This window comes from Cyanobacteriota bacterium, assembly GCA_025054735.1.
GTDB lineage: Bacteria > Cyanobacteriota > Cyanobacteriia > SKYG9 > SKYG9 > SKYG9.
Window position 1 is genome coordinate 1 of the sequence record JANWZG010000557.1, and the last position, 1,977, is coordinate 1,977.

At 50.9% G+C, this 1,977-nt stretch carries 3 protein-coding genes; all 3 read left to right on the plus strand.

What is annotated here, in order from left to right; genetic code table 11:
• The first annotated feature begins 31 nt into the window (after positions 1–31).
• Positions 32–811 (plus strand): iron export ABC transporter permease subunit FetB, encoded by a 780-nt coding sequence (fetB, locus tag NZ772_18090; protein MCS6815466.1) that lies wholly within the window; start codon positions 32–34, stop codon positions 809–811.
• Between the two features lie 174 nt (positions 812–985).
• Positions 986–1,600 carry a UbiX family flavin prenyltransferase gene (locus tag NZ772_18095; protein MCS6815467.1) on the plus strand — a complete coding sequence of 205 codons (615 nt, stop codon included), beginning with the start codon at positions 986–988 and terminating at the stop codon, positions 1,598–1,600.
• A gap of 89 nt (positions 1,601–1,689) precedes the next feature.
• Positions 1,690–1,977 (plus strand): molybdopterin-binding protein (locus NZ772_18100; GenBank protein ID MCS6815468.1); only part of this gene is annotated, 288 nt, incomplete at its 3' end.

The following is a 1,977-nucleotide window of genomic DNA, read 5'->3' on the forward strand; positions in this document are numbered from 1 at the left end:
TGAATTCAACTGCTGATCCAAGGTTTATCCGATGCCAATTCAACCCTTGACCTTAGTTGACCTTGCCATTGCCCTAGGTATGGTGATTATGGCGATCGGCCTCTCGATTTGGCAGCGTCTTGACTTGGCATGGAATTTGGTCGTTGCCAGTGGGCGCACAATCATTCAGCTCTTAGTTGTTGGAGTTTTGCTGGCCGCCGTCTTCCAAATCCAAAGTCCATGGCTGGTAGTGGGCATTCTAGTAGCAATGCTCGTAGTTGCTGCTATCACCGCTCGCAACCGCATCAGTCCAACTATGCCTCGACTGGTGTTGATCGTTATCCTTTCTATGCTTACTAGCACGGTGTTGACCTTGCTTTACACTATTACCCTGGTGGTGCGCTCCCAACCTTGGTATTCTCCCCAATACTTGATTCCCCTGGGCGGCATCGTCCTTGGCAATGCTATGAATGCAGCGGCGATCGCTGGAGAACACCTTGTTAACCAGCTCCAGTCTAGTCGCCTAGATATTGAAACTCACCTCAGCCTAGGGGCTACTGCTCACCAAGCCACCATCACCTATCGCCGTGAGGCTGTCCGTGCCAGTATGATCCCTATGATCAATACTATGACCGTTGTTGGTCTTGTCACCCTCCCTAGCACTATTACTGGCCAACTGCTGGGTGGCATTAGCCCCCTCGATGCTGCTGCCTACCAAATGTTGATCATGTTCATGCTGGCTCTGGCAAATCTTGTTACTGCCCTCCTGGTCACTATGGGTATTCAACGCCAATGGTTCAACGCTGCTGAGCAATTGACTAATAGGTGTTAGGTTCTAGGTGCTAGGGGTTAGGTGCTAGGTGTTAGGGTTTAGGTTCTAGAGGTTATGCTTTAGGCTCTGCCGCCGAATGTCAGTGTACTGTTCCACAATTCCACAATGAAGTGCAACTTCTCTAGTATCCAGATGCTATGTTGACCTAACTGCGGTTCTAGAAGGAAGTGACCCATGACTATTAGTCGTCCGCTGATTTTGGGAGTTTCTGGTGCGTCTGGACTGATCTATGCTGTACGATCGCTGAAATTTTTGCTAGAGGCTGATTATGCTATTGAGTTGGTGGCCTCCAAGGCTGCCTACATGGTTTGGCAAGCTGAGCAGGGGATCCGGATGCCCGCTGAACCTACCCAACAGGAGCACTTTTGGCGTGACCAAGCAGGGGTAGCCCAGAGTGGAAAGCTCATCTGCCATGCTTGGGGTGATGTCGGAGCCACGATCGCCAGTGGATCCTTTCGGACTTTGGGAATGTTGGTCATCCCCTGTAGCATGAGTACTGTTGCCAAACTGGCTGCGGGCATGAGTTCTGACCTTCTAGAGCGGGCTGCCGATGTGCAGCTCAAGGAAGGACGCAAGTTGGTCGTCGTCCCGCGAGAAACTCCCCTTAGCCTGATTCACTTGCGCAACCTCACTGCCCTAGCCGAAGCTGGTGCCCGCATTGTCCCTGCTATCCCTGCCTGGTATCACCATCCCCAGTCAATTACAGACTTAGTAGATTTTGTGGTTGCCCGTGCACTCGATCAACTAGACATCGACTGCGTTCCCCTACGTCGTTGGCAAGGTCATTAACATTCTCAATTTGTGGCTCATTGTTTCACCCTTTACTCTTTATCCATCACCCTTTACGCTTGACTCATGACCACTTAAAAGGGCGAACTATGGGCTTAGGGGCAGAGGTAATTTGTGTTGGTACAGAACTGCTGCTGGGGGATATTCTCAACAGTAATGCTCAATATCTGGCTCAGCAGCTTGCTGCGTTGGGTATCCCCCATTATTTTCAAACGGTGGTAGGTGATAACATGGAGCGCCTTCAACAGGCGATCGCCATTGCCAGCGATCGTGCTCAGATTTTGATCTTTACGGGTGGACTAGGGCCAACTCCTGATGATCTGACTACAGAGGCAATTGCTAGCTACTTCACCACACCCCTGGTAGAACATCCAGAG